Origin of the sequence: Phaeobacter sp. JH20_37, assembly GCF_048056015.1 — a bacterium.
In the GTDB taxonomy this organism is placed as follows: Bacteria; Pseudomonadota; Alphaproteobacteria; order Rhodobacterales; family Rhodobacteraceae; genus Phaeobacter; species Phaeobacter bryozoorum.
Genome location: NZ_JAYMWW010000017.1, coordinates 18,829 through 44,283, shown reverse-complemented (window position 1 = coordinate 44,283; position 25,455 = coordinate 18,829). Strand labels below are relative to the sequence as shown.

25 protein-coding genes are annotated in these 25,455 nt (G+C 63.9%); 9 read left to right on the top strand and 16 right to left on the bottom strand.

All coding sequences use genetic code 11. The annotated features are described in order from the left end of the window. Window positions 1-4 precede the first annotated feature (4 nt). Window positions 5-874 (bottom strand): EamA family transporter, encoded by an 870-nt coding sequence (locus VWZ87_RS15440; RefSeq protein WP_416535261.1) that lies wholly within the window; start codon window positions 872-874, stop codon window positions 5-7. Between the two features lie 82 nt (window positions 875-956). On the opposite strand from VWZ87_RS15440, the gene VWZ87_RS15435 reads away from it, so the two are divergent. Continuing rightward, the gene (locus VWZ87_RS15435) at window positions 957-1,445 is read left to right on the top strand and encodes a MarR family winged helix-turn-helix transcriptional regulator (RefSeq protein ID WP_260082048.1); all 489 of its coding nucleotides are present in this window, start codon (window positions 957-959) and stop codon (window positions 1,443-1,445) included. Window positions 1,446-1,543: 98 nt separating this feature from the next. Here VWZ87_RS15435 and VWZ87_RS15430 read toward each other — a convergent pair whose 3' ends face one another. After that, complete coding sequence (locus VWZ87_RS15430; protein WP_416535260.1) at window positions 1,544-2,533, bottom strand: adenosine kinase; 990 nt, start codon at window positions 2,531-2,533, stop codon at window positions 1,544-1,546. Beyond that, window positions 2,530-3,174 (bottom strand): endonuclease III, encoded by a 645-nt coding sequence (nth, locus tag VWZ87_RS15425; protein WP_340546810.1) that lies wholly within the window; start codon window positions 3,172-3,174, stop codon window positions 2,530-2,532. Before nth ends, VWZ87_RS15430 begins: the two co-directional genes overlap by 4 nt. A gap of 177 nt (window positions 3,175-3,351) precedes the next feature. Here nth and VWZ87_RS15420 point away from each other — a divergent pair, with 177 nt between their 5' ends. Continuing rightward, complete coding sequence (locus VWZ87_RS15420) at window positions 3,352-4,209, top strand: methylated-DNA--[protein]-cysteine S-methyltransferase (protein WP_416535259.1); 858 nt, start codon at window positions 3,352-3,354, stop codon at window positions 4,207-4,209. Here the strand turns inward: VWZ87_RS15420 and VWZ87_RS15415 are convergent. After that, window positions 4,164-4,448, bottom strand: coding sequence for a hypothetical protein (locus VWZ87_RS15415; protein ID WP_416535258.1), 285 nt, complete (start codon window positions 4,446-4,448; stop codon window positions 4,164-4,166). The genes VWZ87_RS15420 and VWZ87_RS15415 overlap by 46 nt on opposite strands. 103 nt (window positions 4,449-4,551) lie before the next feature. Here VWZ87_RS15415 and VWZ87_RS15410 point away from each other — a divergent pair, with 103 nt between their 5' ends. From VWZ87_RS15410 to VWZ87_RS15400, 3 genes are all read left to right on the top strand, one after another. After that, complete coding sequence (locus VWZ87_RS15410; protein WP_340546813.1) at window positions 4,552-5,259, top strand: helix-turn-helix transcriptional regulator; 708 nt, start codon at window positions 4,552-4,554, stop codon at window positions 5,257-5,259. A gap of 124 nt (window positions 5,260-5,383) precedes the next feature. Beyond that, window positions 5,384-6,043, top strand: coding sequence for an OmpA family protein (locus tag VWZ87_RS15405; protein ID WP_340546814.1), 660 nt, complete (start codon window positions 5,384-5,386; stop codon window positions 6,041-6,043). 221 nt (window positions 6,044-6,264) lie between these two features. Further along, entirely contained in the window at window positions 6,265-6,807 is a 543-nt protein-coding gene (locus tag VWZ87_RS15400) for an NADPH-dependent FMN reductase (RefSeq protein ID WP_416535257.1), read from the top strand. 83 nt (window positions 6,808-6,890) lie between these two features. Here the strand turns inward: VWZ87_RS15400 and VWZ87_RS15395 are convergent, their stop codons facing one another. Then, window positions 6,891-7,307 (bottom strand): VOC family protein, encoded by a 417-nt coding sequence (locus VWZ87_RS15395; protein ID WP_260101075.1) that lies wholly within the window; start codon window positions 7,305-7,307, stop codon window positions 6,891-6,893. A 23-nt stretch (window positions 7,308-7,330) separates the two neighbouring features. After that, window positions 7,331-8,395 carry an NAD(P)/FAD-dependent oxidoreductase gene (locus tag VWZ87_RS15390; protein WP_416535256.1) on the bottom strand — a complete coding sequence of 355 codons (1,065 nt, stop codon included), beginning with the start codon at window positions 8,393-8,395 and terminating at the stop codon, window positions 7,331-7,333. Window positions 8,396-8,452: 57 nt separating this feature from the next. Between VWZ87_RS15390 and mnmD the strand changes: the two genes are divergently transcribed. Further along, entirely contained in the window at window positions 8,453-9,151 is a 699-nt protein-coding gene (mnmD, locus tag VWZ87_RS15385) for a tRNA (5-methylaminomethyl-2-thiouridine)(34)-methyltransferase MnmD (RefSeq protein WP_416535255.1), read from the top strand. Then, window positions 9,148-10,065, top strand: a complete 918-nt coding sequence (locus tag VWZ87_RS15380; RefSeq protein ID WP_260093550.1) for a DMT family transporter — start codon at window positions 9,148-9,150, stop codon at window positions 10,063-10,065. The genes mnmD and VWZ87_RS15380 overlap by 4 nt, the downstream gene beginning before the upstream one ends. Here VWZ87_RS15380 and VWZ87_RS15375 read toward each other — a convergent pair. After that, on the bottom strand, window positions 10,039-11,997 hold the full coding sequence (locus VWZ87_RS15375; protein ID WP_416535254.1) for a lytic transglycosylase domain-containing protein: 1,959 nt from the start codon (window positions 11,995-11,997) through the stop codon (window positions 10,039-10,041). The two genes, VWZ87_RS15380 and VWZ87_RS15375, sit on opposite strands and share 27 nt — an antisense overlap. Window positions 11,998-12,136: 139 nt before the next feature. On the opposite strand from VWZ87_RS15375, the gene dapA reads away from it, so the two are divergent. Next, window positions 12,137-13,009 (top strand): 4-hydroxy-tetrahydrodipicolinate synthase, encoded by an 873-nt coding sequence (gene dapA / locus VWZ87_RS15370; RefSeq protein WP_340546818.1) that lies wholly within the window; start codon window positions 12,137-12,139, stop codon window positions 13,007-13,009. 375 nt (window positions 13,010-13,384) lie between these two features. Here the strand turns inward: dapA and sigJ are convergent, their stop codons facing one another. The 6 genes from sigJ to VWZ87_RS15340 all read right to left on the bottom strand — a co-directional run bounded on the left by sigJ (window position 13,385) and on the right by VWZ87_RS15340 (window position 20,695). Further along, window positions 13,385-14,266, bottom strand: a complete 882-nt coding sequence (gene sigJ, locus VWZ87_RS15365) for an RNA polymerase sigma factor SigJ (protein WP_416535253.1) — start codon at window positions 14,264-14,266, stop codon at window positions 13,385-13,387. Continuing rightward, window positions 14,263-14,736, bottom strand: a complete 474-nt coding sequence (locus VWZ87_RS15360) for a carboxymuconolactone decarboxylase family protein (RefSeq protein ID WP_014875774.1) — start codon at window positions 14,734-14,736, stop codon at window positions 14,263-14,265. Before VWZ87_RS15360 ends, sigJ begins: the two co-directional genes overlap by 4 nt. A 147-nt stretch (window positions 14,737-14,883) precedes the next feature. Beyond that, window positions 14,884-15,771, bottom strand: a complete 888-nt coding sequence (locus tag VWZ87_RS15355; RefSeq protein WP_416535252.1) for a dimethyl sulfoxide reductase anchor subunit family protein — start codon at window positions 15,769-15,771, stop codon at window positions 14,884-14,886. Then, on the bottom strand, window positions 15,771-16,565 hold the full coding sequence (locus VWZ87_RS15350; RefSeq protein WP_260093545.1) for a 4Fe-4S dicluster domain-containing protein: 795 nt from the start codon (window positions 16,563-16,565) through the stop codon (window positions 15,771-15,773). Before VWZ87_RS15350 ends, VWZ87_RS15355 begins: the two co-directional genes overlap by 1 nt. Before the next feature lie 79 nt (window positions 16,566-16,644). Continuing rightward, on the bottom strand, window positions 16,645-19,485 hold the full coding sequence (locus VWZ87_RS15345; protein ID WP_416535251.1) for a molybdopterin oxidoreductase family protein: 2,841 nt from the start codon (window positions 19,483-19,485) through the stop codon (window positions 16,645-16,647). 76 nt (window positions 19,486-19,561) lie between these two features. Continuing rightward, window positions 19,562-20,695 carry a citrate synthase gene (locus VWZ87_RS15340; protein WP_416535250.1) on the bottom strand — a complete coding sequence of 378 codons (1,134 nt, stop codon included), beginning with the start codon at window positions 20,693-20,695 and terminating at the stop codon, window positions 19,562-19,564. A gap of 32 nt (window positions 20,696-20,727) precedes the next feature. Between VWZ87_RS15340 and VWZ87_RS15335 the strand changes: the two genes are divergently transcribed. Then, window positions 20,728-21,579 (top strand): phosphate acyltransferase, encoded by an 852-nt coding sequence (locus VWZ87_RS15335; protein WP_416535249.1) that lies wholly within the window; start codon window positions 20,728-20,730, stop codon window positions 21,577-21,579. Window positions 21,580-21,616: 37 nt separating this feature from the next. Here VWZ87_RS15335 and VWZ87_RS15330 read toward each other — a convergent pair whose 3' ends face one another. Genes VWZ87_RS15330 through xsc form a run of 3 tightly spaced genes read right to left on the bottom strand, consistent with a single transcriptional unit; the run spans window position 21,617 to window position 25,301 of the window. Beyond that, a complete protein-coding gene (locus VWZ87_RS15330) occupies window positions 21,617-22,777 on the bottom strand; it encodes an acetate/propionate family kinase (RefSeq protein WP_340546825.1) in 1,161 nt (386 codons plus the stop codon). Next, entirely contained in the window at window positions 22,774-23,520 is a 747-nt protein-coding gene (locus tag VWZ87_RS15325; RefSeq protein ID WP_416535248.1) for a TSUP family transporter, read from the bottom strand. The genes VWZ87_RS15330 and VWZ87_RS15325 overlap by 4 nt, the downstream gene beginning before the upstream one ends. 5 nt (window positions 23,521-23,525) lie before the next feature. Beyond that, window positions 23,526-25,301, bottom strand: coding sequence for a sulfoacetaldehyde acetyltransferase (gene xsc / locus VWZ87_RS15320; protein WP_340546827.1), 1,776 nt, complete (start codon window positions 25,299-25,301; stop codon window positions 23,526-23,528). Between the last annotated feature and the right edge of the window lie 154 nt (window positions 25,302-25,455).

The following is a 25,455-nucleotide window of genomic DNA, read 5'->3' as shown; positions in this document are numbered from 1 at the left end:
GAGACTAGATGCCAGCCACCCGCCGCCTGCGCCAGCGCAATCCGCTTTGCCCCAGCCACAGGCTGAACAGCGCAAGGCCCGCGCCAATCGCCTGTTTCGCCGTCAGCACCTCGCCAAGGAACACCCAGCCGAGCACCACCGCTGATAGCGGGCTGAGCACCCCGAGAAGCGACACCACCGATGGCTCCAGCCGGGCGATGCCGCGAAACCACAACACATAGGTCGCAGCGCCGCCGATCAGGCTCATATAGGCCAAGCCGAGCAGGTTCTCGGCACTCAGCTGCGGCAGCGATGGCAGCGACCACAGGGTGACCGGGATCAGCAGCAGCCCGCCCGCCGTCAACTGCCAGGCGGTGAAGGTCAGCAGCGACACAGGCGGCTGCCACTTGCGGCTCAGCACCACGCCGGCCGCCATCGCAATGGCCCCGGCGAGCCCTGCCAGAACACCGATCCCGTCCAGCTGCGCACTCGGCGTCAGCACCAGCAGCGCCACGCCCAGAATGCTCAGGGCCGCCGCCAGCACTGCCGCCGTGCGCACCGGCGTCTTCAGCATCAGCGCCGACAGGAACACCACCACCAGCGGCTGCACCGCGCCAAGGGTCGCAGCAACCCCGCCGGGCAGGCGATAGGCGGCCACAAACAGCAGGCTCCAGAAGATCGAGAAGTTCAGCGCCCCCAGCACCAACAACCGCGGCACCCAGCTCAGCGGCGGCAGTTGCCGCACCATTAGCATCAGCAACAGCCCCGCAGGCAGCGCGCGCAGCAGTGCCACCAGCAGCGGCGACTGCCCCGGCAGCAGGGTGGTGGTGACAATATAGCTGCTGCCCCAGATCACGGGGGCCAGCGCGGTAAGGATCAGATCGCGGCTTTGCATGGCAGAGGTTCCTTTATTTCTCGACATCAAGATATATCGGTTTTTCTTGACGTCAAGATATCAGGCGATAAAACCTTCCCACATGGACCATGTGGATTTTGTGACCCAGCAATGGGAGCGAGAGCGCCCCGACCTTGATGTATCGGCGATGGCCGTCATCGGGCGGGTCGGACGATTGGCGCAAGCCTATCAGAAAGAAATGCAGAAAACCTGGGCGCGCTATGATCTGAACGCGGCCAAGTTCGATGTGCTGGCCACCCTGCGCCGGGCAGGCGCGCCTTATCGGCTGTCACCGGGCGATCTGTTGCAGGCCACCATGGTCGCCTCCGGCACCATGACCAACCGCATCGACCGGCTGGTGGACGCCGGTCTGGTGGCGCGCAGCGTCAACCCCGAGGACAGCCGCGGCTTCCTGATTGAGCTGACGCCAGAGGGGCTGAAGCTGATCAACGAGGTGGTCGAGGCCCATGTCGCCACTCAGGCCCGCCTGCTCGGCGATCTGTCGGACACCGAACAGCGCAGCCTGACACAGCTTCTGTCCAAGGCGCTGAACGCGGCAGAAACCGCCTGAAGCCCCCCGCGACCGTCAGGGTCGATCACCGATGAAAAAAGCCGTCCCCGATTGCTCCGGGACGACTGTGCAATAGTGGCTGCGGGCACGGCCCCGGCTCAGATCAGCCCTTCGCGGCGCAGCACCTGATTCATCACCGCCTTGGGGCGGGGGCCGATATGGCTGATCACCTCGGCGGCGCAGACATTGCCGATCCTGGCGCAGGTCTCGATATCCAGCCCCTTGGCCATGCCGAACAGGAACCCGGCCGCAAATTGATCGCCGGCCCCGGTGGCATCCACCGGCACCACCCGCTCAACCGGCACTGTCACGCGGGTGTCGCCCTCAACCACGGTGACGCCATCGCCGGAGCGGGTGCAGACCACCAGCGGGCAGATGGCGGCTGTCTTGGCCAGCGCCTCTTCCAGATCGTCGGTTTCAAACAGCGATTTGATCTCGGCCTCATTGCCGATCACGAAATCGAGGTCGTGTTCGATCAGCGACAGGAAGTCGGCCCGGTGGCGTTCCACACAGAAGGGATCGGAAATCGCGATGCCGCATTTGCCGCCGCCGTTGCGGCAGTCCCGCGCCGCTTCCATAAAGGCGCTCTTGCCCTTGTCTTTGTCGAACAGATAGCCCTCAAGGAACATCAGCTGCGCCTTGCCGGCCACCGTGTCCGGCACATCCGACGAGGACAGCTCAGAGGAGATGCCCAGATAGGTGTTCATCGACCGCTCGCCATCGCCGGAGACAAAGATCATCGACCGCGAGGTCGGCAGCTCGCCGCCCGCAACCGGCGGGTTCACAAAATCCACGCCGTCATCCGCCATCGCCTTGGCGTAGAACCGCCCCAGCGCATCGTCATGCACCCGCCCGATAAAGGCCGCATCCAGCCCCAGTGCACCCGCGCCCGCAATGGTATTCGCCACCGAACCGCCGGGCGTCTGCACCCGTTCCTGCATCGCCGCATAGAGCACCTCGCCGCGATCACGTTCGATCAGCTGCATAATGCCTTTCTCGATGCCCATATGCTCCAGAAAGCTGTCGTCACATTGGCTGATCACGTCCACAACGGCATTGCCGATCCCGACGAGCTGGTAGGTTTTCATAGAGTCTTGTCCTCAAACTGGCAGAGATCGCGGATGATGCAGGTGGGGCACATCGGCTTGCGAGCCTTGCAATGGTATCGTCCGTGCAGGATCAGCCAATGATGGGCATGAAGCTGGAAATCTGCCGGAATATTGTCTTCGATGGCACGTTCGACCGCATCGACATCCTTGCCCGGCGCAATGCCCGCCCGGTTGCCAACGCGAAAGATATGGGTGTCCACCGCCTGTGCGGGCTGGCGCCACCACATGTTCAGCACCACATTTGCGGTCTTGCGCCCGACACCGGGCAGGGATTGCAGCGCCGCGCGGGAATTGGGCACGATGCCGTCATACTCCTCGACCAGAATCCGCGACATCTTGATCACGTTCTTGGCCTTCTGGCGATATAATCCGATGGTCTTGATATGCTCGATCAGACCTTCTTCGCCCAGATCCAGCATCTTCTGCGGGGTGTCGGCAATCTTGAACAGCTCGCGTGTTGCCCGGTTCACGCCCGCATCGGTGGCCTGCGCCGACAGCGCCACCGCCACCACAAGCGTATAGACGTTGACGTGATCCAGTTCGCCCTTCGGCTCTGGATCCGCTGTCTGAAACCGCGTGAAGATCTCACGCAGCGTGTGATAATCGAGTTGCTTTGCCATCGCGGCCCTTAATGCCGCGCAGGAACAGTCGGCGCAAACAGAAAAGCGGGTCAGGGTGAGCGAAGCGTTACACTGCGGCTTGCCGGTCTCGCGCAGGCCCTTCGCGCAAGATCCGGGTCGCACTGCCCGGCCAGCGCCATATACTGGAGCACAGGACCACAGGCGGGAGTGCGACCCATGACATTGCAGACGCGCGAGGAGAGCTATCATTACGGCGTCATGCGCCGGGCGATTGCGCTGATTGACGATGGCGGCGAGGATCTGACGCTGGCCGAACTCTCTGCCGCGATGGGGATGAGCCCCTCGCATTTCCAGCGGCTGTTTTCGACCTGGGTCGGCGTCTCCCCGAAACGCTACCAGCAATATCTGCGGCTGGGCCATGCCAAGAGCCTGCTGGAGGATCGCTTCACCACGCTGGAGGCCGCCCATGCCGTGGGTCTTTCGGGCAGTGGTCGGCTGCACGATCTGTTCCTGCGCTGGGAGGCGATGAGCCCCGGCGAATACGCCCGCAAGGGGGCCGGTCTGACAATCCACTGGGGCTGGTTTGACAGCCCCTTCGGTCTGGCGCTGGTGATGGGCACGCAGAAAGGCATCTGCGGGCTGGCCTTCGCGGCGGAAACCGGGCCGGAGGCGGCGATGGCGGATATGCGGTCACGCTGGCCTCAGGCCGCGTTTGCCGAAACCCCGGAGCTGTTGCGGCCGCAGGCGGAGGCGATCTTTGCACAGCGCGGCGAGGCGGCCCTGCATATGATCGGCGCCCCCTTGCAGATCAAGGTCTGGGAGGCGCTGCTGCGCATCCCGTCCGGGCAGGTCACCACCTATTCCGAGATCGCCCAATCCATCGGCGCGCCGCGGGCGGTGCGCGCCGTCGGTACGGCGGTGGGGCGCAACCCGGTCAGCTGGCTGATCCCCTGCCACCGCGCCCTGCGCAAATCCGGTGCTCTTGGCGGCTACCACTGGGGGCTGCCGGTCAAACGCGCGATGCTGGCCTATGAGGCGGCGCGAGAGGAGGGGCAGCAGGACGGCGCGGCCTGATCCGCGCACACCCTGTCCTGACCCGCGCGCCGCGCAAACAGCCGCCGCAGCAGGCCGGGGCGCTTGCCACCCGGCGTGATCTCGGCCTCGGCCCGCGCTGCGGCCATTGCGGCGGCCTTTGCCGCGCCCCGGATCTGAGCGGCCTCCCGCTCCACTTCGTAGGATTTGGAAAACTGGCGCTGGGCCTCCCATTTGTCTTTGCCCAGCGTGATCAGAACAATCCAGTCATAGGTCAGCATGGTGTTTCTCCTTCTGTCTGAAGCCAGAACACCACAACGCTGCTGACACGCTTTGTCAGCGGCCTGTGCTAAGATGTCAGCAGCCTGTCAGTGGAGAGAGATCATGGAGCGCACCGGCCGCCTGTTCGAAGTCATCCAAATCCTGCGCGCCGCCTCCGCCCCGATCCGGGCGGAGGATCTGGCGGAAAAGCTGGAGGTCTCAAAACGCACCGTCTACCGCGATATCGCCGCGCTTCAGGGGATGCGCACCCCGATCGAGGGGGAGGCGGGCATCGGCTATGTGCTGCGCAAGGGCTATGATCTGCCGCCGCTCAACTTCGACGAAGAAGAGCTGGAGGCGCTTTATGTCGGCCTGTCCCTGTTGATGCGAACCGGCGACGGCGCCTTGCAGGAGGCGGCCAAAAGGGTCTGTCGCAAAGTCATGGAATGCCGCTCGCCCGGAGATCGGTTGCAGGTGGCCCCCTGGGGTGGCGCGCCGCTGGATGATCCCGAGCGGGGCTGCGTGTCAAAGGGGTTGCTGCGACAGGCGGTCCGGGAAAGCCGCAAACTGCGGCTCACCTATCTCTGTCCCGACAGCGGCGAAACCCTGCGGGTCCTGCGCCCGCTGGCGCTGATCTACAACGTCGAAACCACGCTGCTGGCGGCCTGGTGCGAATTGCGCGGCGGCTTTCGCCATTTTCGCGCCGACCGGATGCTCTGCGCCGATCTGCTGGCGGACAGCTTTGCGGCAGAGGCCGATCTGCTGCGCAAACTCTGGATGGAACAGGGCGGCGGACTTGAGGAGGATGCGGCCCGGATCACCTCAGCCTAAAGCAGAGCTTGGGCAGGTTTTCGCCGAGCCAAAAAGACGTTACCTTGTGATGACGGCACCGCAACACGATATTCTCCGCAGCACGGGCCCCGCCCGGATTGAGCAAGCAAAAGGCAGATTTTTGATGATGCAGATGAAACTTACCACCGCCGCCATCCTGGCCGCAGGCCTGGGCCTGACCGCCTGTACCGATCCCGCAACCGTCGGCACCCCCGGCAGCAAGACCCAGAGCGGCGCTCTGATCGGGGGCCTGATCGGCGCGGGCGTTGGCGCTGCTGCCAATGATTCCGACCGGGGTCTTGGTGCTGTCACCGGCGCGCTGGTCGGTGCCGCCGCCGGCAGCGTCATCGGCAACCAGCTGGACGCGCAGGAGCGCGAGCTGCGCCAGTCGATCTCCAATGATGGCATCTCCATCGTCAACACCGGCGACCGCCTGATCGTGTCGCTGCCCAATGACCTCACCTTTGCCACCGACAGCGCGGCGATCTCGCCCGCGGTGCGCTCTGACCTGAACAAGGTTGCCGCCAGCCTGGTGCGTTACCCCAACAGTCAGGTTCAGGTGATCGGCCATACCGACAGCGATGGCGATGCCGCCTATAACCAGGGCCTGTCGGAGCGTCGCGCAAATGCGGTCGCCGATCAGATCCAGGCCGGTGGTGTGCCCTACAACCGCGTCCAGATCATCGGCCGCGGCGAAAGCCAGCCGGTGGCGTCGAACCTCACACCCGATGGCAAGGCGCGCAACCGCCGCGTGGAAATCGTCGTGATCCCGCAGGGCGCCTGAGCCTTCTGACGCAGCCATATCCGGGGTGTTGCCCCGTCCAAGCAGAAAGACCGCGCCGCAGGGTGCGGTCTTTTTTCTGCGCAGTTATGTAACTATTCCAGACTGCGTGGCGTTGTGTGGATGACTGCACATCGACTGCGCAGGCGTCGGGGTTTTCTCACCGGCCTGACGGCATAGGTTTGTCCGAGACAGAAATTCAAAACCGAAAGAGGCATCACACCATGTCCGACCCCAAAATCCTGACCATCTCCGGTTCGCTGCGTGCGGGCGCCACCAACCGTAAACTGCTGGCCGAGGCCCTGCGCCTGTTTGGTCCCGCCGAGGTGAGCGAGGCCGATCTCAATCTGCCGCTTTATGACGGTGACGACGAACAGGCCAATGGCATTCCCGCAGCGGTTCAGCGGCTTGCGGATCAGATCGAGGCGGCGGATGCGGTGATCATCTCCACCCCGGAATATAACGGCGCGCCCTCTGGCGTGTTGAAGAACGCTCTCGACTGGGTCAGCCGCACCAGCAACAAACCGTTTCAGGACAAACCGGTGGCCGTCATGTCCGCCGCTGCGGGCCGCGCCGGCGGGGAGAAGTCGCAGATGCTGCTGCGCACATTCCTGGTGCCGTTTCAGCCCCGCGTGCTGACCGCACCGCAGGTGCATGTGGCGGCATCGCAGTCCGAATTCGACGAAGGCGGCCGCCTGAAAGGCGAGATGTATGTCAAAACGCTGGAAACGCTGATGACGGCGCTGCGGGCCGAAATCGCGCGCTGAGCTGGCCCAGACCAGAGATCAACCAGCCTCGCAGCGCAACCACCGCTTCGGGGCTGTCTTTGTGTCGGCGTCTGCCGCGTTGATCACCCGTCGCGGCCCGGCTCGTCGGGAGAGTTGGAAAACAGCGCGATCTTATTGCCGTCAGGGTCGCGCAGATAGCCGACATAAAACCCGGCGCTATAGGCCGCGCGAAACCCCGGCTGGCCGTCATCAGATCCGCCCGCCGCAACCGCCGCCGCGTGCAGGTCGCGCACCTGCTGCTGATCGCGGGCCTGAAACGCCACCATCACGCCATTCCCAGCCGAGGCGGCAGCGCCATCAAACGGCGGCTTCACATAGAAATCGGGCAGGGTCGGCAGCTCTCCCTCCGGCACTGGCAGGGCAAAGCTCAGCCCTTCCGGCCCCTCGCTGAGACCATAGCCAAGCACCGGCAGAAACGCGGTGTAAAAGGCCTTTGCCTTTGCCATGTCATTGGCACCGATGGTGATATAGGCGATCATTGCTCTGCCCCTTCGCCTGACATTCAGAAGTTATCTTCGACCCGGAACCCGTCGGGGATATCGTCGTTTCCGTCCAGAACCAGATCTGCCATTGTCCCGGCGACCTTTGGCGCCATGCCAAAGCCGATCTTGAAGCCGCCATTGGCAATGAAATGACCATTCCTGCCGGGCCAGCCGCCCAGCATCGGCGCGCGTGAGCGGGCGCGGGGCCGCACCCCGGCCCAGCGTTCGATCACCTCGGCACCATGCAGCACCGGCAAGGCGGCGCAGGCGCGCGCGATCACATCGTCCAGCTGCGCATCGGTGCTGCTTGGATCCTCAAACTCACGTTCACTGGTGGAGCCAATCGCGAGGGTGCCATCGGCATGGGGAATGATGTGCAGCCCGTCGGCATAAAGCTGCGGCACATCCCCCTCGGCAAAGCGCAGCAGCGCCGCCTGACCCTTGACCCCATTGCCCAGCGTCTTGCCCTCGGCCGGGCCGCCGGGGCCAGCCAGCCTGTCGTTCAGCTCCAGCAGTCCCGCATAGCCCTTGGCATGGATCACCTGCCCCTGATCGGCGCCCTCTGCCTGCACCTCGATCCCCATGACGGACAACCCTGCCACCAGCGCGGCACAGGCGCGGCGCGGGTGCATCCGGGCGCTCAGCGTATCGTGGATGACATATCCGCTGGCGCTGGGCGGCACCCATGGCCCTGCGTCGGCGGCGGCGATGACGGACCAGTCCGCCAGTCCCCGCCACAGCGTCCGGGCGCTTTCTGCGCGGTCATGGGCCAGATCCAATGTCCGCTGATCATTGATCGGTTGCAGCCGCCCGGTGCGCCCATAGCCGGGAGACACCCCGCCGGTTGCCTCAACCTCGGCCCAGAAGGCGTCAGCCATCAGCAGGCTTTCCAGCTGATATTGTTTCTTTGGGTTCCAGTTCTCCGGCACATGCGGCGCCAGCGCGCCGACCAGACCGCCGCTGGAGCCTGAGCCGGCGCCAAAGGGATCAATGATCTGGACCTTGGCGCCGCGCCGTGCGCAGGCCCAGGCAATCGACAGGCCAAAGATCCCGGCCCCGCGTATGGTGATATCCGCCATTGCCATTCCTGCACCCTTTCGCCAGTGTCGCGTCGTTCACCACATCACTTAGGGGATTATAGCATGGCAGACCAGCAGGCCCGGCTCAGCTGGCGGGATGGCAGCATTCCGGTGTCGGATCAGTTCGACGATCCCTATTTCTCCATCCATGATGGGCTGGCCGAGACGGAGCATGTGTTTCTGGGCGGCAATGATCTTTCTGATCGCTTTGCCGCTGCGGCGGAGGCGGGTGCGGATTTCCATATTGCCGAACTTGGCTTTGGCACTGGGTTGAACCTGCTGGCTGCCTGGCGGGCCTGGGAGACGGCGCAGGCTGAACATGACGCCGCAGCGGTGCTGCATTTCACCAGTTTCGAGGCCTTCCCCATGGTCAGGGACGATATGGCCCGTGCGCTTCAGGCCTTTCCCGAGGTGGCGCCCTGGGCCGAACGGTTTCTGGCGGTCTGGGGCGGGGCGGGCGTCTGCGATCTCGGCAACCTGCGTGTCACTGTCCTCACCGGCGACGCCCGCGTGTCGCTGCCGGAGTGGACAGGCAAGGCGGATGCCTGGTTCTTGGACGGGTTCTCCCCGGCAAAGAACCCGGAGCTGTGGCAGGACGACCTGCTGGAAGAGGTTGCCCGTCACACGGCGGCAGGCGGCACGGCGGCGACCTACACGGCGGCGGGATTTGTCCGCCGCGGGCTGGAGGCTGCCGGATTTGACGTAACACGCACGCCCGGTTTCGGGCGCAAGCGGCATATGACAAAGGCAATATTGCGATGACCATGCGCCCCGACGCCAAGATGCTGGAGCCTCATCCGCCCCGGATTATCCAACAGAACAACGTCACCGCCGGCGTGCTTCTGATGATTGCGGCAACCATTGTGTTTGCCTTGCAGGATGGCATCTCGCGGCATCTGGCGGGGCAGTACAACACCTTCATGGTGATCATGGTGCGTTACTGGTTCTTTGCGCTGTTTGTGATTGCACTTGCGGCGCGCGCACCGGGAGGTATTCGCGCCACGGCCCGCACCGATCAGCTGGGGTTGCAGGTCTTTCGCGGCGTGCTGCTGGTGGCGGAAATCTGCGTGGCTGTCTATGCCTTCACCGTGCTTGGGCTGGTCGAAAGCGTGGCGGTGTTTATCTGCTATCCGCTGCTGGTGGCGGCCCTGAGCGGGCCGGTGCTGGGCGAGAAGGTCGGCTGGCGGCGCTGGGCGGCGATCTCGGTGGGGCTGATTGGCGTGCTGATCATCCTGCAACCGGGCGTCGGTGTCTTTGATCCGCTGGCGATCATCCCGTTTGTTTCGGCGCTGATGTTTGCGCTTTATGGTCTGATCACCCGCTATGCAGCGCGGCGCGACAGCACGGCGACCAGTTTCTTCTGGACCGGAGTTGCGGGCATGGTGGCGATGACCCTTGTCGGCATCTGGTACTGGGAGCCGATGAGCCAGGGCGACTGGATGTGGATGGCCGTCCTGTGCCTCACGGGTGTGACCGGGCATTGGCTGCTGATCAAATGCTATGAGATGGCCGAGGCCAGCGCGGTGCAGCCCTTTGCCTATTTCCACCTGATCTGGGCCGCGGCACTTGGGGTGGTTGTCTTTGGCGAGGTGATCCGCACCAATGTCGCCATCGGTGCGTCCATTATCGTGGCGGCCGGCCTGTTCACCCTATGGCGCGAACGCGTCAAGAGTTGATCCGGCCAGTTCCTTGGAAAACGGCACCGGCAGCGGCGGTTTGCCAAGGCGCGCGCGATAGATCGGCAGGCTCTCGGTGACGCGCATCACGTAGTTGCGGGTCTCGTTGAAGGGGATGTGTTCGATCCAGTCGACAATCCCCGGCGTGCCATCGCGCGGATCGCCGTAGCGTTCCATCCAGGCCTTTGGGCGATGGGGGCCGGCGTTGTAGCCTGCGGCCATCATCACCACATTGCCGTTAAAATCACCCGCCAGATCGGCCAGGTAATTGCTCCCCAGAAGCGCGTTATAGGACCAGTCGGAGATCAGCCGCCCGGTGGTGTGATCGGCCAGAAGACCCATGTTCGAGGCCACCAGCTTGGCGGTGGCGGGCATCACCTGCATCAATCCGCGCGCGCCGGCATGGCTGATCACGATGGGGTCGAATTCGCTCTCGCGGCGGGCAATGGCAAGGGTCATCTCCCGCGCCATTGGCAGATCTTTCCCGGCCACGGGATGCAGCGGAAAATAGGCCGCTTCCAGCTCTTCGCCGGTCTGTGCGGCGCGTTTGGCGATCATCACCGCCAGATGTGGTTCGTTCATGCTGACAGCCATCTCGCCCAGCTGGCGCGCCTCGACCGGGTTTAGCCCCTCAACCAGATGGGTGAGGAAGCGTTCCGCCAGGGCCAGATCGCCCGCCTGCAACAGCAGCAGGCCGGCCTCTGCGACGGTGGAGTTCAAAAAACTGGCCGCGCGCCAGTCGGGCAGCTGCGGCGGGGTGATCAGATCGGGATCAAAGGGGCGGCCCAGAACCTCTGCCGCCAGCAACCCGTAGAAAGACGTCTGATAATCTGCCGCCTTGGCATAGGCGGCATGGGCTTTTTCGATATCGCCGTGGGCACCATAGGCCTGACCCAGCCAATAGCCGCCGCGTCCGATTGAGATCGGGCTTTCGACCGAGGCGAGGAAGCGTTCGAAGTGATAGGCGGCCAGCTCGGGGTCGTTGAGCTTGCGCAGGGCGATATAGCCGGCCAGCCATTCGCAGTCGGAATAGCCATAGCCTGCATCCGCCGTGGCAAAGTGATGGGCGGCCAGCTGATAGGCGCGTTCGTGGTTGCCGTCGCGCATGTCCTGCCGCGCCAGATCCCGGCGGCGGCGCAGCCATTTTTCGGGCTGTCCCAGTTTCTTGGCCGAGGTGCTGCGGTCCATCATCAGGCTGATGGCATCCTCCTGCCGCCGCTTGCGGTCGCGCCAGGCAAAGCGGTCATAGGCGAGACCCGCGTCATCCTTCAGCGCGTCGGGGACGGCGGCGATTTTGCCGTCAACGCCCGGCTCGGCGTCTTGCAGGGCGAGGCGCGCCTCCGCCAGCCTGCGCTGATTGGCGCTGACCAGGGACAGCATCTGCCGCGCGCTGACCTTGTGATTGTCCCACAACATCTGGTCGAGCCGGGCCGCGTGATGCGCTGAGAGCAGCTTGGCGTGGTCTTTCAGATAGTTGTCCTGGATCACCGACCCCATCGGCATCGTACGCCAGGCCAGCACCAGCTCGGCCTCGCCTTCGCCCTTTTGCCCGGCCCCGATCAGCGCACGCCCATAGCTCAGCGCGCCCTCGGCGGTCTGCGGGCGATGGTCGCGGTAATAGGCCAGAATGGTGTCGCGGCTGGCTTCGGCGATCTGCGGCTCGTGCTTGCGCCGCAGAAGGTCCAGCCCCGGCCAGTCGGCACGCCGCGCCAGAAAGGCCACAACATCGGAGACCGACCCCATGCCCTCCCGCAGGCGGTGCCATTCGATGACGTCGCGGGCCACGGTGGTCTCGCGCCCGGCACTGCGCCCCGCCTCGCTCCATTTTTCCGAGCGCATCAGCTCCAGCGCGCGACCAAGGTCGGCCGCCATGGCAGGTTGGCCGCTCAGGCTGGCGGAAATGAGGGCAATGAGGGCCAGAATGCGTGTCATCTCTTGCATTTTCCAACGTTCCGGGGATAGAGCCAATGACGATAATCCGTGACCTGCCGGTATCAACTCAAATCCCCGGCATGTCCATCACCCAAGGCGGCGCAATCGCGCCTGCACGAACAGCAAAGGGAGCGTGCCCATGTTCAAAGGCTCTATGCCAGCCCTCGTCACCCCGTTTTCCAACGGCGAGCTGGATCTGGATACGCTCAAACGCTTGGTCGAATGGCATATTGACCAGGGTTCCACGGCGCTGGTCCCGGTCGGGACCACCGGTGAAAGCCCGACGCTGACCCATGAAGAGCATGAAACCGTGATTGCCGAGGTGGTGAAAACCGCCGCTGGCCGGGTGCCGGTGATTGCCGGTGCGGGCTCCAACAACACGGTTGAGGGCAAGCGGTTTGTGCAATTCGCCGCCGAGGTTGGCGCCGATGCCGCGCTGGTGGTGACGCCGTACTACAACAGGCCGACTCAGCGCGGGTTGATTGCGCATTTCACCGAGCTGCATGACTGCGCCGATATTCCGATCGTGATTTACAATATCCCAGGTCGCTCGGTTGTCGATATGACCCCCGCCACCATGGGCGAACTGGCCAAGCTGGAGCGCATCATCGGCGTGAAGGATGCAACCGGCGATATCGCCCGTGTGTCGCAGCAGCGCGCCTCCTGTGGTGCGGATTTTGTGCAGCTGTCCGGCGAGGATGCCTCGGCGCTGGGGTTCAATGCCCATGGCGGCGTCGGCTGCATCTCGGTGACGGCCAATGTGGCGCCGAAGCTCTGCGCGGAATTCCAGGCGGCGACGCTGGCGGGTGATTACGCATTGGCGCTGGAGTATCAGGACAAACTGATGCCGCTGCATGAGGCGATTTTCATTGAGCCGGGTCTGGTCGGGGCGAAATACGGCCTGTCGAAACTGGGTCTGTGCAGCGAGGAGATCCGCCTGCCGCTGACCGGTCTGACCGACAGCACCAAGGCCGCGATTGATGCCGCGATGGTACACGCGGGCCTGCTGTAAGCGTAGAACACCGACCATAGACATGGTTCTTCGGACCGGGACGCTGCTGCGTTCCGGTCTGTTTCGTTTGGGCTGTCTTCTGTCTCTAACTGGCGGTTCAGGGTCACATCCCCAGCGCCAGATCCGTCGAGAATAAAAAGGCGGCGCCGCCCCGAGGAAGGATCCCGGGAAAGGCTGGAAGCTGCGGGGCGCGTCACTGCCCCGGTGCCAAACTGTTTTGCACGGACCCCGGCGGCATCACTGCCAACAGGGTCGGTTTCCATGGTGTCCGGGGTCGTAAATCCCGGAGCAGATCGCGATCCCCAGCAGGTTAGCCAATCGGCGTGCAGGCCCCGTAAACGCTGCGCGCGCCGCCGGGCAACGGGGGGCTGCCCATCACGGCAGAGCCGCCGCCAGATGCCGGGTCTTGTCCGGGTTGCGGGTGACATAGATGCGGGCAATCCGGCCGTCGCGGATATCCAGAGAGGTGGCTTGCAGGATGCCGTCCTCGGCTCGGGTCAGCATCGCAGGCAACCCGTTCAGCTGGCACAACCGCCATTGTTCGGGGGCTGTCTGATTGCTCTTGCGGGCAAGCCCCGCCAGCAGCCGCAGCACCTTGTCGCGCCCGTAGATCGGGTTGAGCGCCGCAGTCGCCTTGCCACCGCCATCGGAAATAAGCTGCACATCTTCGGTCAGCAGCCGGGTCAGGGCGGCGGTGTCACCGGTCTTTGAGGCGCGAAAGAACGCCTCGGTCAGCGCGCGCCCCTCATCCGGGTTGCCGGGGCGCTGGGGGCGCAGCGCCTGCACCTTGCGGCGGGCGCGGGTGGCGAGCTGGCGGCAGGCCTCGGGCGAGCGGTTCAGGGCGGCGGCCACATCCCCGTAAGAGCTGTCGAAGATATCATGCAGCAGAAAGGCCGCGCGTTCGAGCGGCGACAGCGCGTCCAGCGCCAGGAGCAGCGCAACCGAGACGTCATGGTCCAGCTGCTCGGTGGCGTCATCGGTGAGCACCGGTTCCGGCAGCCATTCACCGGGGTAGATCTCGCGCCGTTTGCGGGCCGATTTCAGCTGATCAAGGCACAGCCGCGTGGTGATCCGCATCAGATAGCCGGTGGTATCCAGAATCTCGCCCTGGGGTGCGGATTGCCAGCGCAGATAGGCATCCTGCAAGACGTCCTCGGCGTCCGTCACACTGCCCAGCATCCTGTAGGCGGCCGCAAACAATCGCGGCCGCGCGGTCAGGAACGCATCGGTTCCTGTGTCTTTCATCTGTGCAGTCACGCGGCGTTGGCCCCTGTGGTCTGGTCCTCGCTCACAGGGTGGGCGCTGCGAAAGCCGATTGCAATGCGGTTCCAGCTGTTGATGGCGCCAATCAGCAGCGTCAGCAGCACCTGTTCGCGCGGCTCAAACAGGTCTGCCATGGCGTCATAATCGGCATCCGGTGCGGCGGTGGCCTCCACCCGCGTCAGTGCCTCGCACCACGCCAGGGCGGCGCGTTCGCGGGGCGTGTAGAGCGGCGATTCACGCCAGGCGTTCAGCAGATGCATCCGATCCTCGCTCTCGCCGTGGGCGCGCATCTCATGGGTGTGCATATGAATGCAGAAGGCGCAGCCGTTGATCTGGGAGGCGCGCAGCTTCACCAGCTCCACCACGCTGAATTCCAGCGTGCTGTTCTTGAACAGATTCTCCTGCTCCAGCATCGGTTTGAATAGATCACCGGCGACAGAGAAATAATCGAGACGTTGGGTCATTGGTTTGGTCCTTTCTGATGGGTTCAGAAACAGGACGAGGCAGCGGGCGGGTTTGTGACATGACCGGCGCGATTTTTTGAAAAAGGATGCGCATTCAATGAAAAAAGGGCGCCTCTGGGGCGCCCTGATTGTGGTCTTTGGTGGTGATCAGCGTTTGCCGTAATAAAGCCCGACCACATGTTCGGCCTGGGCAAAGAACAGCCAGCGCGACACGGCAATACCGGCGATATGCAGCAGCACTGCGACGGCTGCGAGCAGGTGTTTGAGCATCAGACCCTCAACTGGCAGGATCAGGCAGATCAAGGGCAGCGCAAAGCCAAGGGCAAAGGCAATGACCCGCAGTTTCTGCGCGTGTTTGCGCCCGACAACATGCACGAATTCGCGCAGCAGATAATTGGAGCCGGTATGGGGCGGCTCAAACGCGCGCACGGTGCCGCGATCGCCAAGGCCGGTGGCGGTGCCCATATTGGTGCCAGAGGTAGCAAAGGCCTGATCGCCCTTGGCCCAATAGGCCAGCTGCACCGAGCCTGCGATGGCCAGAAGCCAGGGCGCCAGCGCTTCCGCTCCAGCCAGCAGCGATCCGCCCGCAAGGCTGAAGGACAGGAACATCACCGGCGTCAGGGACATGTTCCAGCGCGGGATGGTCTTCAGCTGGGTGTAGATCATCGAGGTGGTAAAGACCGTTGCCAGCGACAGCGCCGCACCGAGCCAGCCAAGCGCCCACCAATGGGTGTCCAGAAACACCGCGCCAAAGGCAAAAAGCCCCATCACGATGAGGGCTGCAACCGCGCAGATGCCCTCACGGCTGAGCCAGCTGGTTTTCCACTGGGTGAAGGCGCGCCAGGCCCGTTCCGGTCGGCCAAGGTGAAAGGTGGAGGCCAGTAGCCCGCCCACGGCAAAGCCAAAGGCGATGGCATAGAACACAAAGGCAACCCAGCCGGTGACCTCGGGCTTGCCGAGGCCAAGGAAGGTCAAAAGCCCAAAGCCCAGACCGGAGAGAGTGGTGAAGATGATAACGGATGGTGCCGGATGCATCAGCTTGCCCCCCCTGAAGTCTGTCCCGGAAGCTTATCAAGCGCCTTGTCCAGCCAGCCAAGGAAGCCTTTGGGATCTTCGGCGACGGGGGCCAGCAGCGGGGCGAGGATGTCGATCTGATCCTCGATCTGGTCCTTGGGGCGGGGCGGCAGGTATTTGTTCACCGGTTTGGTGCCCATTTCCGGCATCAGATCCATGCCGCCGCGCGCGGCCACCAGTTTGGAGACATCGCTGCCGGGATCCCCCAGATCGCCAAAATGGCGCGCGCCTGCCGGGCAGGTCCGCACGCAGGAGGGCACACGGTCCACCTCCGGCAGGTTCTCATTGTAGATCCGGTCGACGCAGAGGGTGCATTTCTTCATCACCCCTTCGGCCAGATCCAGCTCGCGCGCGCCATAGGGGCAGGACCAGGCACATAGGCCACAGCCGATGCAATTGTCCTCGTTCACCAGCACGATACCGTCTTCCACCCGCTTGTAGCTGGCGCCGGTGGGGCAGACGGTGACGCAGGGGGCGTCTTCACAGTGCAGGCAGGATTTCGGGAAATGCACCAGCTGGGCCGCCGGGTTGGGCTGGCTGGCACAGGGGGAGGGCTGCACCTCATAGGAATGCACACGGTTGAGGAAGGTGCCGGAGGGATCAGCGCCATAAGCGTTCTGATCGCTGAGCGGCGCGCCATAATTTTCGGTGTTCCAGCCCTTGCAGGAGATCACACAGGCATGGCAGCCGACGCAGGTATCAAGGTCAATGACCAGACCCATCTTGCGGTCGGTCCTGGTGGGAAGCTCGGTCATTGCATACCCTCAGTACAAGTTGCGGAACCAAGAAGACGGGTATTTTCTTGGCAATTTTCCTCGAAGAAAATTGGGTCGATCATTTGCCCACCTTCCATGTGAGGTCTTTGGGGCCGGTGCCCACCGGCGAGGCCTGCGCCGCGATGGCGGGTTGGCTTTCGCTAAGATCGTCCGGCGCGGCGGCTTTCTCGATCTTCACCTTGAGGTCGAACCATGCGGCCTGACCGGTGATCGGGTCGGAGTTGGCCCAGCGGAGGCCGTCGCCCTTGGGTGGCAGCAGCTCGTGGATCAGATGGTTGAGCAGGAAGCCCTTGGTGGCTTCGGGGGCGTTTTCCTCCAGCGCCCAGGCACCCTTGCGCTTGCCGATGGCGTTCCAGGTCCAGACGGTGTTTTCATTGAGCGCGGCCATCTCCATCACCGGAACAGTGATTTCGCCATGGGGGGAGGTGACCTTGGCCCAGTCGCCATCGCTGAGATTGTTTTGCCGCATCAGTTTGGTCGGCACATAAAGCGGGTTGCGCCCGTGGATCTGGCGCAGCCAGGCGTTCTGCGTGCCCCAGGAGTGATACATCGCCATCGGACGCTGGGTCAGGGCGTTGACGGTGAAGCCTTCGTTGCCCTGCTGATCGGTCTCGTACCAGATCGGCAGCGGGTCCATGGTCTGGCGAATGCGGTCGCGCAGATGGTCGGGCGGCTGACGTTCGCCGTGGCCTTCGGCGGCCAGCTGGAATTTGCGCAGCGGTTCGACATAGAGCTGGAACAGATAGGGCTGCGGGCTGTCGAACAGACCGAGGTTCACCGCCCAGTCCTGATAGGCCATGTTCCAGGGTTTGAAATAGCTGGCCTCTGCCGGGATATGTTCGACAAAGAAACCGCCGTTTTCGATGTATTTGTTCAGCTGTTCGGGGTTCACCTCGCCCCGGCCAACCTTGTCGCCATTTTCACCGCGAAAGCCAGCCAGCGGACCGATGCCGGGTTTGCGTTCGTGGTTCACGATATAATCGGCATAGTCCTGCCATTTGGCGGTGCCATCCTCATGGGTGAAGCCGGGCAGCTTCATCTTGTTGGCAAGCTGCACCAGCACGGTCTGGAAACCCCGCACATCGCGGTCGGGTTCGACCACAGGCCAGCGGATCGCATCCGCTGCGCCATCGGCTTCGCAGATCGGGCGGTCCAGCAGGGAAATACAGTCGTGGCGCTCTAGATAGGTGGTGTCGGGCAGGATCAGATCGGCATAGGCCACCATCTCCGAGGAGTAGGCGTCCGAATAGATGATCCGGGGGATCACATAGTCGCCGTTGTCGTCGGTATCGGTCAGCATCTCCATCACGCCGCGCGTGTTCATCGAGGAGTTCCACGACATATTCGCCATATACATGAACAGCGTGTCGATCTTGTAGGGATCGCCGGCATGGGCGTTGGAGATCACCATATGCATCAGCCCGTGGCTGGACATTGGGTTTTCCCAGGTAAAGGCCTTGTCGATGCGCGCCGGGCTGCCGTCGGTTTTCAGCGCCAGATGTTCCGGCCCATGGACAAAGCCCAGATGCGGGCCATCCAGCGGTTTGTTCGGGGTGACGCGGCAATGGGGGGCGGGATGCGCCTCTACCGGTTTGGGGTAGGGTGGTTTGAAACGGAAGCCGCCGGGGGCCTCGACCGTGCCCAGAAGGATCTGCAACACATGCAGGGCGCGGCAGGTCTGGAACCCGTTGGCATGGGCCGAGACACCGCGCATGGAGTGCATGGCAACCGGGCGGCCCTTCATGGTTTTATGGGTTTCGCCGCGGAAATCGGTCCATTCCTGATCCAGCTCAAACGCCTCGTCAAAGGCGACGCGGGCCAGTTCGGCGGCGATGGCACGGATGCGTTTGGCGGGGATGCCGCAGCGATCAGCCACCGCTTCGGGGGCGTAATCGTCGCTGAGATAGCGCTGGGCCATCAGCTGGAACACCGACACATGGGTGATGCCATTGAGTTCAAACGAGCCGCCCAGATCGGGGCGCACGCCGCGCATGTCAAAGGGCGCCAGCTTGCCGGTGGTGCGATTGATCACCAGCGGCGCGCCGTGATCGTCGCGCAGGAACAGGCCATAGTCGGGGCTGGCGGGATCCTGATTGACCAGTACCGGCGCATTGGTGAACTGGCCGAGGTAGTCGAGGTCGATCTTGCCAGCCTTCATCAGCACATGCACCAGCGACAGGATGAACAGCCCGTCGGTGCCCGGCGTGATGCCGACCCAATCGTCGGCCACGGCATTATAGCCGGAGCGGATCGGGTTTACCCCGATGACCCGCGCGCCACGCGCTTTTATCTTGCCGATGCCCATCTTGATGGGGTTGCTGTCGTGATCCTCGGCGACGCCGAACAGCAGGAACAGCTTGGTATGGTCCCAGTCGGGCTGGCCGAATTCCCAGAACGCGCCGCCCATGGTGTAGATGCCGGCGGTGGCCATATTGACCGAGCAGAAACCGCCATGGGCTGCATAGTTGCAGGTGCCGAAGTTCTGCGCCCAAAAGCTGGTGAAGCTCTGGGACTGGTCGCGGCCGGTGAAAAACGCCAGCTTTTCGGGGTTATCCTCGCGGATCGGTTCCAGCCAGCCCGCAGCGATGTCCAGCGCCTCGTCCCAGGAGATTTCCTCGAACTTGCCGGAGCCGCGCGGGCCGACGCGTTTCATTGGCGCACGCAGACGCGAGGGCGCGTTGTGCTGCATGATGCCGGCGGAGCCTTTGGCGCAGAGCACGCCCTTGTTCACCGGGTGATCGCGGTTGCCTTCGATATAGGCGACTTTCTTCTGGCCGTCCTCGCCGGTTTTCATGTGGACGTTGATGCCGCAGCGGCAGGCGCACATGTAGCAGGTGGTCTGGCGGATCTCGTCCGACACGGGCGGCGAGGTGTCTAGCTGGGGCTGGGTATGTGCCATGGTGTCCCTGTTTGATGATGCGCCGGGCCTGCATGGGCCGGGCGGCGTTATGTGATATGGCGCGGAGTGTCGCGGATCAGCGCGTATTTATCGGAATATAGGCGCGGGGTTCCGGCCCGTTGTAAAGGGTCAGCGGGCGGATCAGGATATTGCCGCGCTGCTGTTCGATGCACTGGATGATCCAGCCGGGCATCCGCCCGATGGCAAAGATCGGCACGTAGAGATCCATCGCGATACCATGCAATTGGTAGATCACGCCGGAGTAGAAATCGACATTCACGTTGAGACCATGGCGCGCGTAGGGCTGCATCGCCTCGACCACGGCTTGCAGGATTTCATACCATTCCGGCGCGCCCATTTCCGCACCCAGCTGGCGCACGCCGTCGCGCATGTGCCGCGCGCGCGGGTCTTCCTTGCGGTAGACGCGGTGGCCAAATCCGGTGACGGCCTCCTTGGCGGCGCGCTTGGCCTTCACATAGGCGGCGGCTTTGTCGGGGGTGCCGATCTCATGCACCATCTTCATCACGTCTTCGGCAGCGCCGCCATGGGCCGGACCTGCAAGGGTGGAGAGCGCGGTGACAATGCCGCCGTGCAGATTGGTTTCGGTCCCGATGGTGACGCGCGCGGCAAAGCTGGAGGCATTGGCGCCATGTTCGGCGTGCAGGATGAAATCCACATCCGCCAGCCGGGTCGCCTCGGGTGTGGGTTTTTCCCCCTTCAGCATCCACAGCCAGTTGCCCGCATGGCTGAGATCCATGTCGGGCGCGACCACTTCGCGGTCATTTCGGATCGCGTCATGGGCGGCGATGATGATCGGCACCTGCGAAATCAGCCGGATGCCGTTGGCAACGAAGGCGTCTTCGCCCACGTGCTGGCTGTCTGGTTCGAGCGCGGCGAGGGCGGAGACGACAGTGCGCAGCACGTCCATCGGATGGCCATCCTTGGTGGCGCGGATGATATCGAGCACCGCCGGCGGCAGCGCCCGCGCGGATTTCAACGCGGCGTCAAAACCGGCCAGTTCCTCGGCAGTGGGCAGCTCGCCGTGGATCAGCAGGTAGGAGACTTCTTCAAAGGTCGAGTGCGTCGCCAGATCGTGAATCGAATAGCCGCGATAGCTCAGCTCGCCCTTGGCGCCATCAATGTCGGAGACCCCGGAGCGTTCGAAGTAGATCCCCTTGAGGCCCCGGTTGATCTTGACGTCATCGCTCATTGCTGGCTCCTTTCCCCGCAAGGGAGATAAAAATGATTGTACTTGAAAAGGCATATGCGCAGGCCCGCAACCGCAAGGCGCGGGTGGTGTTCCCCGAAATGGACGATCCCAGAGTGGCGGCCGCCGTCGACCAGCTGACCCGCGAGGGGCTGGTGGAGGCGGTGCCTTTGGCGCCGCTGTCTGACGCGCATGTGGAGGTGCTGGTGGCCGCGCGCGGCATGAAAGAGGGGATTGCCAAGCGGATGCTCGCAAAACCCTTGTACCGTGCGGCCGCGATGGTTTCTGCGGGCGAAGCGGATGCGATGGTGGCGGGTGCGGATGTGCCCACGCGCCGGGTGATCGAAGCGGCGAGTATCGGCATCGGGCTGGATGCGGGGGTCAGCACCGCCTCGTCGTTTTTCCTGATGATCTTTCCCGATGGGCGCGAATTGGTGTTTGCCGACTGTGCCGTCAACGTGGCGCCGGATGCCGCGCAACTGGCTGATATTGCACGGGCTTCTGCGCGCTCTGCCGAGGCGCTATTGGGGGCTGCGCGGGTTGCGATGCTGTCGTTTTCCACCGGCACCTCGGGCGATGGCGACAGTGTGGCGCTGGTGCGCGCGGCGGCAGAGGCCAGCGGATTTGCAGGTCCGGTGCAGGCGGATGCGGCGTTGAACCCTAGGATTGCCGAGAAGAAGGGCATCGCCCCGGTTAAGGCCAATGTGCTAATCTTCCCGACGCTGGATGCGGGCAATATCGGATACAAACTCTGCCAGGAATTGGGCGGCGCGCAGGCGCTGGGGCCGTTCTTGCAGGGCTTTGCCAAGCCGGTCTGCGATCTGAGCCGGGGCGCCTCGGTCGAGGATATCGTGGCGGCGACTGTGCTGACGGTGGCGCAGATCTGATCCGGCGCGTGAGATGACAGGAGGGCGGGGGCGGCGATCATGGCGTCCCCATCAGGGTCTGGGCATCCATGGCGATCTGGCGCTCTTCCTCGGCCTCGACCACCCAGATCGCCACCTTGGAGCTGGCCGCATGCAGGCGCGATTTGCGGGCGTGGTTGGCATCCACATCCATCCGCGCGCCGATCCATTCCAGACCGCGCAGGATGCGGGCACGCACACCCACCGCGTTTTCGCCGATGCCGCCGGTGAAGGCGATGGCATCAAGCCCCTCCATTGCGGCAATCAGACTGCCCGCATGACGCAGGCTCCAATAGCAGAAATGTTCGATGGCAAAGGCGCTGTCAGCACTGGGGTCGAGCATCAGGTTGCGCATGTCGGATTTGCCACCTGACAGGCCGAGCAGGCCACTTTCGTTGTTGAGGATCGCCTTGGTGCGGTCGAGGCCGTTGTCCTCGACCAGGCGCAGCACCGCATTGGCGTCGATCCCGCCTGACCGCGTGCCCATGGTGAGGCCATCCAGGGGCGAATAGCCCATGGTGGTGGCAACGGACTGGCCATTGCGGATCGCACAGAGCGACGCGCCATTGCCGAGGTGAAACGCCAGCAGGCGCGAGGGCAGTGCGGCGCCGGAAATCTCCGGCAGGCGCCGCACCAGCGAGGCGTAGGACAGACCGTGAAACCCGTAGCGGCGGATGCCCTTGGTCTCTTCCACGCGGGGGATCGCATAGCGCGTTGCGACCTCGGGGTTGGTGGCGTGAAACGAGGTGTCAAAGCTGGCAAACTGCGGCAGATCGGGTGCGGTGGCGGCCATGGTGTCGATCGCGGCAAGGCTGTGGGGGTTATGCAGCGGGGCAAGCGGCGTGCAGTCGGCGATCTCGGCCCGGATATCGGCGGTGATCCGCACCGGCTTGGTCAGCTTGCGCCCGCCATGCACCACCCGGTGGCCCACGGCGGCCAGATCTGCGGGATCAATGCCATGGTCCGGCAGCGCCGCCAGAATGGCCGCCAGCGCCTCGGCATGGGTGGGGAACTGGCTGTCCCGGCTGTCGCCCGCGATGCGCAGGCGCGATTGCGGCGTGCCGATCCCCTCGGCCAGACCGGCGAGCCGCTGAGTGAGGTCGGCGTCGAAGATCGCGAATTTGATCGAAGAGGATCCTGCATTGAGGATCAGGATATCGGCGGCGGATCGGGGGCTCATAGCGCAACCTTCGCGATATTGAGGGCGGCCAGAGCCGCCAGCAGGGTGACGACATAGCGACGAAACAGATGCGGCGCGGCGAGCGCAAAGCCGCGTGAACCGACCCAGACGCCCGCGCCAAGGATCGGAAAGGCAAGGAGAACCCCCCAAAGCGTGTCCGGCCCGGTCAGCCCATGGGCGGACATCACCGGCAGGGCCATCAGGTCGATGCCGGTGAGAAACACGATCATCGTGGCGCGAAACACCGCAGGCGGGATCGGCTGCGCGGTCATGAAGGCTGCGGCGGGCAGACCACCGACACCTGCGCTATTGGCCATGCCGGAGGCCATGCCCACAGCGACATGACCGGTAGTGCCGATGGGCCGCGCGAGGCTCCAGCCACTGAGCAGGAGCAGGCTGAGCGCAAAGATCAGCACCGAGATCACCAGTCGGGCCTGATCCGGGCCAAGGCGCGCCATCACGGCCACGGCGGGCAGGGTGGCAACGGCGGCACCTGCCAAGAGGGCCGCCGATCTGCGCCAGTCGATATGGGGGCGGATGCCGCGCGCCTGAAAGACGGTCATCGCAATCTCGCAGGCAAAGACCACAGGGATCAGCGGCAGCGGGTTGGTGATGAGAGCGGCAAGGATGATGAAGATCGCGGAAAAGCCAAAGCCGGAGTAACCGCGGATAAAGGCCGCCGCAAACAATGCGGCGGCCAGAAAGGCGCCCGCGCCCATTGAGAGATCAAAAGGCAGGGGCATTTGCGTCAGACCTGCTGTTCGCGCATGTCGGCCTTGTCGATGCCTGCCACGCGGACCGGTTTCTTCATGGCGTCACGGCGGAACGGTTCCCCCAGTTCCTGGTTGATCATGGCTTCGATCAGGGTGGTCTTGCCGTTTTTCTGGTCCTCGATGGCCTGCGCCAGTGCCGAGGTCAGCTCGTCCATGGTGCGGGCCACAACGCCGTTGAGACCACAGGCCTTGGCGATGCCTGCATAAGAGACCTGCTCGTCCAGCTCGGTGCCGACGAAGTTGTCGTCAAACCACAGGGTGGAGTTCCGTTTCTCCGCGCCCCACTGGTAGTTGCGGAACACGACATGGGTGATGGCGGGCCATTCCTCGCGGCCGATGGCGGTCAGCTCGGTCACGGCGATGCCGAATGCGCCGTCGCCGGAGAAGCCGACGACAGGGGTGTCCGGGCAGCCGATCTTGGCGCCGATGACAGCGGGCAGACCATAGCCGCAGGGGCCGAACAGGCCGGGGGCGAGGTATTTGCGGCCTTCGTCAAAGGAGGGGTAGGCGTTGCCGATGGCGCAGTTGTTGCCGATGTCGGAGGAGATGATCGCCTCACGGGGGAGGGCCTGCTGGATGGCGCGCCATGCCATGCGCGGGCTCATCCAGTCGGGTTTGTCGTCGCGGGCGCGCTGGTTCCAGGTGGTGCCCGGATCGTCGTCCTCGTGGGTCATTTCAGTCAGCTGCTGCGCCCAGCGGGATTTGGTTTCCGCAATGCGGTTCCTGCGTTCGTCGCGGCCCGCGTCACCGGCGGTGTCGCTCAGCTGCGCCAGAATGCCATTGGCCACTTTGGCGGCGTCGCCGATGATGCCGACGGAGACTTTCTTGGTCAGGCCGATGCGGTCGGGATTGATATCGACCTGAATGATCTTGGCATTGGCCGGCCAGTATTCCATGCCGTACCCCGGCAGGGTGGAGAACGGGTTCAGACGGGTGCCGAGGCAGAGGACGACGTCGGCGTCCTTGATCAGCTCCATGCCGGCCTTGGACCCGTTGTAGCCCAGCGGACCTGCAAACAGCGGGTGGTTGCCGGGGAAGGCATCGTTGTGCTGGTAGCCCACGCAAACCGGAGCATCCAGACGCTCGGCCAGTGCTTTCGACGCGGCGATGCCGCCCTTGGACAGGACAACACCGGCACCGTTCAGGATCACCGGGTTCTTGGCTTCGGAGAGCAGTTTGGCCGCATCGCTGACAGCGGTTTCGCCACCGGAGGGGCGTTCGAATTCGACGATGGCGGGCAGTTCGATGTCGATGACCTGGGTCCACATGTCGCGCGGGATGTTCAGCTGCGCAGGTGCTGAGGCGCGTTTGGCGTTCATGATCACACGGTTCAGCACTTCGGCCACGCGGGAGGGGTCGCGGACCTCTTCCTGATAGGCCACGCAGTCGGCGAACATGCGCATTTGTTCCATTTCCTGGAAACCGCCCTGACCGATGGTCTTGTTCGCGGCCTGCGGGGTGACCAGCAGCAGCGGCGTGTGGTTCCAGTAGGCGGTTTTGACGGCGGTTACGAAGTTGGTGATGCCGGGGCCGTTCTGGGCGATCATCATCGACATCTTGCCGGTGGCGCGGGTGTAGCCATCGGCCATCATCCCGCCGGAGCCTTCATGGGCGCAGTCCCAGAAAGTGATGCCCGCTTCGGGGAAGATGTCGGAAATCGGCATCATGGCCGAGCCGATGATGCCAAACGCATGTTGGATGCCGTGCATTTGCAGTGTTTTTACAAATGCTTCCTCGGTGGTCATTTTCATCGCGTGTTCTCCTGATGAGACGCCAATAGGGCCGGCACAGAGGCCGGGATGACTCTGGTGTATTCCGCCGCGCGAGGGGCGGTTAGGGCCAGTTCGGGGGCTGGATTAAGACCAGTATTCCGGGGCGTGCCGAATGCTGCGCTGCGGCGGCAAA

Excerpts from the sequence above, each read along its gene's own strand:
- VWZ87_RS15440 (WP_416535261.1), bottom strand. The coding sequence starts at position 874 with ATGCAAAGCCGCGATCTGATCCTTACCGCGCTGGCCCCCGTGATCTGG.
- VWZ87_RS15435 (WP_260082048.1), top strand. The coding sequence starts at position 957 with ATGGACCATGTGGATTTTGTGACCCAGCAATGGGAGCGAGAGCGCCCC.
- VWZ87_RS15430 (WP_416535260.1), bottom strand. The coding sequence starts at position 2,533 with ATGAAAACCTACCAGCTCGTCGGGATCGGCAATGCCGTTGTGGACGTG.
- nth (WP_340546810.1), bottom strand. The coding sequence starts at position 3,174 with ATGGCAAAGCAACTCGATTATCACACGCTGCGTGAGATCTTCACGCGG.
- VWZ87_RS15420 (WP_416535259.1), top strand. The coding sequence starts at position 3,352 with ATGACATTGCAGACGCGCGAGGAGAGCTATCATTACGGCGTCATGCGC.
- VWZ87_RS15415 (WP_416535258.1), bottom strand. The coding sequence starts at position 4,448 with ATGCTGACCTATGACTGGATTGTTCTGATCACGCTGGGCAAAGACAAA.
- VWZ87_RS15410 (WP_340546813.1), top strand. The coding sequence starts at position 4,552 with ATGGAGCGCACCGGCCGCCTGTTCGAAGTCATCCAAATCCTGCGCGCC.
- VWZ87_RS15405 (WP_340546814.1), top strand. The coding sequence starts at position 5,384 with ATGATGCAGATGAAACTTACCACCGCCGCCATCCTGGCCGCAGGCCTG.
- VWZ87_RS15400 (WP_416535257.1), top strand. The coding sequence starts at position 6,265 with ATGTCCGACCCCAAAATCCTGACCATCTCCGGTTCGCTGCGTGCGGGC.
- VWZ87_RS15395 (WP_260101075.1), bottom strand. The coding sequence starts at position 7,307 with ATGATCGCCTATATCACCATCGGTGCCAATGACATGGCAAAGGCAAAG.
- VWZ87_RS15390 (WP_416535256.1), bottom strand. The coding sequence starts at position 8,395 with ATGGCAATGGCGGATATCACCATACGCGGGGCCGGGATCTTTGGCCTG.
- mnmD (WP_416535255.1), top strand. The coding sequence starts at position 8,453 with ATGGCAGACCAGCAGGCCCGGCTCAGCTGGCGGGATGGCAGCATTCCG.
- VWZ87_RS15380 (WP_260093550.1), top strand. The coding sequence starts at position 9,148 with ATGACCATGCGCCCCGACGCCAAGATGCTGGAGCCTCATCCGCCCCGG.
- VWZ87_RS15375 (WP_416535254.1), bottom strand. The coding sequence starts at position 11,997 with ATGACACGCATTCTGGCCCTCATTGCCCTCATTTCCGCCAGCCTGAGC.
- dapA (WP_340546818.1), top strand. The coding sequence starts at position 12,137 with ATGTTCAAAGGCTCTATGCCAGCCCTCGTCACCCCGTTTTCCAACGGC.
- VWZ87_RS15360 (WP_014875774.1), bottom strand. The coding sequence starts at position 14,736 with ATGACCCAACGTCTCGATTATTTCTCTGTCGCCGGTGATCTATTCAAA.
- VWZ87_RS15355 (WP_416535252.1), bottom strand. The coding sequence starts at position 15,771 with ATGCATCCGGCACCATCCGTTATCATCTTCACCACTCTCTCCGGTCTG.
- VWZ87_RS15350 (WP_260093545.1), bottom strand. The coding sequence starts at position 16,565 with ATGACCGAGCTTCCCACCAGGACCGACCGCAAGATGGGTCTGGTCATT.
- VWZ87_RS15345 (WP_416535251.1), bottom strand. The coding sequence starts at position 19,485 with ATGGCACATACCCAGCCCCAGCTAGACACCTCGCCGCCCGTGTCGGAC.
- VWZ87_RS15340 (WP_416535250.1), bottom strand. The coding sequence starts at position 20,695 with ATGAGCGATGACGTCAAGATCAACCGGGGCCTCAAGGGGATCTACTTC.
- VWZ87_RS15335 (WP_416535249.1), top strand. The coding sequence starts at position 20,728 with ATGATTGTACTTGAAAAGGCATATGCGCAGGCCCGCAACCGCAAGGCG.
- VWZ87_RS15330 (WP_340546825.1), bottom strand. The coding sequence starts at position 22,777 with ATGAGCCCCCGATCCGCCGCCGATATCCTGATCCTCAATGCAGGATCC.
- VWZ87_RS15325 (WP_416535248.1), bottom strand. The coding sequence starts at position 23,520 with ATGCCCCTGCCTTTTGATCTCTCAATGGGCGCGGGCGCCTTTCTGGCC.
- xsc (WP_340546827.1), bottom strand. The coding sequence starts at position 25,301 with ATGAAAATGACCACCGAGGAAGCATTTGTAAAAACACTGCAAATGCAC.